The organism is Paenibacillus sp. J22P59, from assembly GCF_059383895.1.
Map to the genome: position 1 here is coordinate 1 of NZ_JBXENX010000028.1, position 4,844 is coordinate 4,844.

The 4,844-nt window shown below is 43.9% G+C and carries 6 protein-coding genes; all 6 read left to right on the forward strand.

What is annotated here, in order from left to right; translation table 11 throughout:
• The coding region (locus AC50YO_RS25360; protein WP_494851372.1) for a phage tail protein at positions 1-1,326 on the forward strand (1,326 nt) is incomplete at its 5' end.
• Positions 1,327-1,341: 15 nt separating this feature from the next.
• Entirely contained in the window at positions 1,342-1,701 is a 360-nt protein-coding gene (locus AC50YO_RS25365; protein ID WP_494851374.1) for a DUF6711 family protein, read from the forward strand.
• 63 nt (positions 1,702-1,764) lie between these two features.
• Positions 1,765-3,783, forward strand: coding sequence for a hypothetical protein (locus tag AC50YO_RS25370; protein ID WP_494851376.1), 2,019 nt, complete (start codon positions 1,765-1,767; stop codon positions 3,781-3,783).
• Between the two features lie 31 nt (positions 3,784-3,814).
• Positions 3,815-4,399 carry a hypothetical protein gene (locus AC50YO_RS25375; protein WP_494851377.1) on the forward strand — a complete coding sequence of 195 codons (585 nt, stop codon included), beginning with the start codon at positions 3,815-3,817 and terminating at the stop codon, positions 4,397-4,399.
• Between the two features lie 45 nt (positions 4,400-4,444).
• Positions 4,445-4,666 (forward strand): hypothetical protein, encoded by a 222-nt coding sequence (locus AC50YO_RS25380; RefSeq protein WP_494851379.1) that lies wholly within the window; start codon positions 4,445-4,447, stop codon positions 4,664-4,666.
• Positions 4,656-4,844, forward strand: a 189-nt coding sequence (locus tag AC50YO_RS25385; RefSeq protein WP_494851381.1) for a hypothetical protein, incomplete at its 3' end; no start/stop codon positions are given. The genes AC50YO_RS25380 and AC50YO_RS25385, both read left to right, overlap by 11 nt.

Below are 4,844 nucleotides of genomic sequence, written 5' to 3' on the forward strand. Positions count from 1 at the left end.
AATCAGGAGACGTTCGTTAAAGGCGCGTTATTTATCGCCAGCTTTTTCGTAGCCTTTAAGGTTGCAGGCTTAATATTGGCGATAGCTCCTATTATATCTAGCATTGCATCTCTTGTATCAACGATTGGTACATTCATCGTTTCAGGAGGTGCGGTACCTCTCTTATTGAGTGCCATATCGGCAGCATTTGGTGCTGTCACCTCGCCTATTGTGTTGATAACGGCCGGACTAGGGCTATTGATATATAGCTTCATTGATCTATATTCGGAAAGTGAAAGCTTCCGGAAGGCGCTTATTGACTTGGGTAATACGTGGCTTAAAGCTCTGCAACCGCTGGCAACCTTTGTGAAAACGGTCCTAGTAGATGCCTGGAATAAGGTTTTGAAGCCGGTTATCGACTTTTTCGTTAAGACGTTAATCCCTAACCTGGTCAGTATTTTTAAGATGCTCTGGCAAGACGTTCTTGTTCCACTCGGAAAATTCATAGGTACAGTATTGCAGCCTATTTTCAAAGTTCTCGGGGATTACCTGACACTGGTGTGGAAACAGGTTGTACTACCACTTGCTGATGCGATCGGCACCGTCTTGGCGGAAGCATGGAATGGGATCTATGCGATATTGACTAAGACGGTGATACCTGTCATCAAGGGAGTAATAGAAGTGCTACAGTTTTTATGGGAGAAGGTAATCAATCCTATCATTAGCACTCTGTGGAACAAGCTAAAGCCTGCATTTACTACAGTGTTTGAAGGTATTGGGACTGTAATAGGCGGGCTTAAGACCACGCTCGTAGGTATCATCAAATTTATAACCGGGGTGTTTACAGGAGATTGGGGCAAAGCATGGGAAGGCGTTAAAGGTATATTCAAGGGGGTTTTTGACACCCTGTATGGGATTGTTAAAACACCGTTGAACCTCATCATCGACGCGATTAATGGAATGATTAGTGGTTTGAATAGTTTTAAAATTGATGTTCCTGATTGGGTGCCTGGCGATCTAGGCGGGAAGAGCTTCGGCGTTAATATTCCCAAGATTCCTAAACTCGCAAAAGGTGGTTTGGCCTACGGTCCAACGCTGGCAATGGTCGGAGATAACAAAGGAGCTGCTGTCGATCCAGAAGTAGTTAGCCCACTCTCCAAGCTGCAGGACATGCTTGGGGGTAGTAATCAAGGAATGGTTGTCTTATTGGAACAAATATTGCAGGCCATAAAAAACAATAGTAACCAAACCGTATTGCAAATAGGAGAAACGGAGTTCGGTCGCACAGCGGCACGGGCTATTAATGCTGCCCAACGTCAGGCTGGCCGAGCAATATTGGAGTTATAAGGAGCGATGATTAACATGGAGCTAAAAATAGATGGAACTGTAATTGCAGAATATCCGTCCAAGTTTTCAGTCACGACATTGGATCTGGATGACGGTGACTCCACAACCAGGACAGCAGACGGTACCCTCAACAGGGACCGTATTGCTGTCAAACGACAGATTGACATGGAATGGGGTCTATTGTCATGGTCTAAGATATCAGCACTACTCGAATCAATGAGTGGTGTATTTTTTAATTTCACTTATCCTGATCCGCAGGCAGGTACCTATGTGACCAAGACATTTTATGTCGGTAATAGGCCTGCACCGTTTACAGTTGCCAAAGGTGATCAGGTATTGTGGTCAGGATTAAAAGTCACGCTAACGGAGCAATAGCCTATGTATCCAATATCACAAGTGTATTTAGAACAACTTCGGCGGCACAATCGGGAATTTAAGGTGAGAGCTGACATTGATGGTGTAATCTATAATGATGCAGTCATTGTGGATTTCTCTATTGAAAACAGTCTAAAGGTAGCAGATGAATTTGAGCTCGGGACAACTGTACTCAGCCAGCTCACCATTACGTTACGGACACAAGAGACCATACCGGCTAATGCAAAGATTATCCCGTATCTCTCATTGTCGCTGGCTGGCCTGACCTGGAATGAAGCAACGGATTCATGGGAGGGTATGGAGCTGCCCTGGGCTGGAGGGAATACAGAGTGGCTACCTATGGGTGAGTTTTACGTGGACAATAGGAAGAAGCTTAATGACCTATGGACGTTTACCTGCTATGACAAGCTGGTATGGTCTGACGTGCCTTATGTATCGGCACTGGCTTACCCGACGACGCAACAGGCCGTATGGGATGAGATCTGCGGCAGGCTCGGGTTTGTATACGACAGCAGCGTACAGATTAATCCTGCCTATCAAATTCAGGCGGGGCCAGCCGGTTACAGCATGCGGCAAGTACTGGGGTATATCGCCAGCGCGAACGGTGCAAGCGTCTATGTAAGCAAAACAGGAATTATACGATTCCGACAGTTTACTGCATCCGATACGCCATCATTTAACATGACTCCTGCTGATTATATCCGCGTTAAGCAGCTCAACCCTCTTAAGACATTCACTAGAATTGTAGTAACTTATAACACAGAGGATGAGCTCACCTATGAGGCCGGCAGCGGTGACGAAAATCATACACTACACGTCGAAAATCCCTTTACCACTCAGGCAATCACTAATGACCTCTATGCTAAGCTAAACGGCTTTAGCTACTTGCCTATCAATATGGATGCGCGAGGATTTCCTCAGCTAGAGCATGGGGATAGGGTTAGCTTTGGAATGTATGAGGGTACAAGCTGGATTGAGACCTTTTCGGCATGGGAGAATGCTGACCTACCTTGGGACGGTATTAAACAGTACCAGACGATAGTGCAGCATATGACGTTTAGGTTTAAAGGCGGCTTAGTCATGCAAGTGGAGTCACCATCCAGATCAGAGCAGCAATCGGAGTTTGTAATTGAGGGCAGTCTGACGCAGCAAGTGAACAAGCTCAATTCTGATACAGTAAAGTATGGCCGTCCTTATTACGGCATTACGCACAGCCGGACTGATGGGTTTGTTGTTGAGCGAGAGGACCATAAGAGCAAGCTGACTCTCAACAGCGATGTAATGGATTGGCAAGTAAACGGATCATCTAGCCTGCACTATGATGGTCAAGCCAATCGCTTAAAATTCTCAGGGACGCTGGAGGGCGCTGACGGCATATTTAGCGGCACGATCCAAGCAGCAACCATTATTGGGGGGACGATAGACGGATCATCCATTACTATTGGGGATGGCAATAGCGTAGTTAAGGCTAATAATAACGGATTATGGGCCGGGCATGCTGATTTTGCTAATGCACCATTTAAAGTTAACATGCAAGGCAAGATGGAGGCAGTTGATGCCAAATTTAGCGGAGTAATTACGGGATCGACTATTACGGGGTCCTTGATTCGAACATCTGCATCTTTTCCGTTCTCAGAGATGAGTAGTACGGGGAATTATTTTGGAGCGTATGCATCAGCGAGCAGTTATATTAATATATCGCCTTATTACGTAACAAAAAGTCGGCCCGTGTTAGCATTTTCTAATGGAGGAAAGGATGTTACGTTTGATCATTTTTCACCTGGTGCAATTGAAATAACGGCAGATGAGATCGATTTAAATGGTAATGTAAACATACCGAATGGAGGTACGCTTTGGGTAGCATCGTGGGATAAAATAAAAATAAATAGCTCCAATCTCTATGTAGAACTAAGCGGGAAAGCTACTGCAGGTTATAGTACTGGAATGTCTGGTGGTCATAATCACGGGATTTCATCAGGAAGGTATATCATGACATATAACTCATCCGGCGCGGAATTAGGGCTGCAACAATTTACGTCTGCTCCACAACACACCCACGAACAACGCTCAGATATGCTATAATGTTGTAAAATGTTGGAGGGGGTTGTCGATTGTGCGTAAGTATATTATTGGTTTCGTCGTAGGTTTGCTGGTGGCTTCTTCAGTTCCAGCTTACGCGGCGGTGTCTTCTAAGATCGGTAAAAAAGTTGGTAATGAAATTAAAGTAACATTAAATAATAAGGCAATTGATAAAGCTATTGTTGTGGATGGAAGCAGTTACTTACCTGTGAGATCGTTGGCAAATGCACTTGATTTGAAGCTTAGTGTTACAAAGGAGGAAATTGGGTTAGTGACTACAAGTCCGAATATTTCACCAAATGATAATTATGATGCAATTTCCTCATTAGATGATTCAATTAGAACTCTTAGTGGTTTAAGGGAAAGTGCTATAAAAAAACGAGATCAGTTAAAGGACATTGTAAATAGTCCTAATGAAAGATTGGAGCGAGAAAAGAAATTTATTGCCACAACTGATGATACGGACCCTCGATATCAAACAGCACTAGCTACAATAAAAGAGCTTGAACAATCAATTGAGGATTCCAAAAAGGAACTAGCTGAGTTAGAAGTAAAAATTGCTGACTATGATAAACAAATTGCAGAGCTCGAAGCAAAAAAAGCTGCTTTACAAAAATAAATTAAAGGCACTCCTACGGGGGTGTCTTTTTTGATGGAGGTTAATATGGCCCAGATACAACCAATATTAAAAGTAGAAATCAATCCCTTGCTGCCTGTGCCCGAGATAGTCGCTGTTATTATGGCCGTTACTCCATACCACCCGGGGCAAGAAGAAGCGATCTTAAATGGTGTCATAGATACTGCTGCTAAACGTTTAGAAGAGATCAGACAGAAAAACGTGGATGAACTACTAAACAAGGGGGGAGGTTTAGGGGATGGCAAATAAATATGCGAACCTTATAGGCAGTAAAAGAATATCTGAGGATTTTAGCAATATTAATGTCGGCTTTGATCGGGTAGAGCAGGATATGACTGCAGTTGATAGTGGATTAGCCATCCTAACTGATAGAGTAGATAATATTATTGCTGATGGTGGAGACAGCAACGTCGAGATCGTGGATGCA

Bases quoted from the DNA above. Each gene is read 5' to 3' on its own strand.
- AC50YO_RS25365 (WP_494851374.1), top strand. From the start codon at position 1,342: ATGGAGCTAAAAATAGATGGAACTGTAATTGCAGAATATCCGTCCAAG.
- AC50YO_RS25380 (WP_494851379.1), top strand. From the start codon at position 4,445: ATGGCCCAGATACAACCAATATTAAAAGTAGAAATCAATCCCTTGCTG.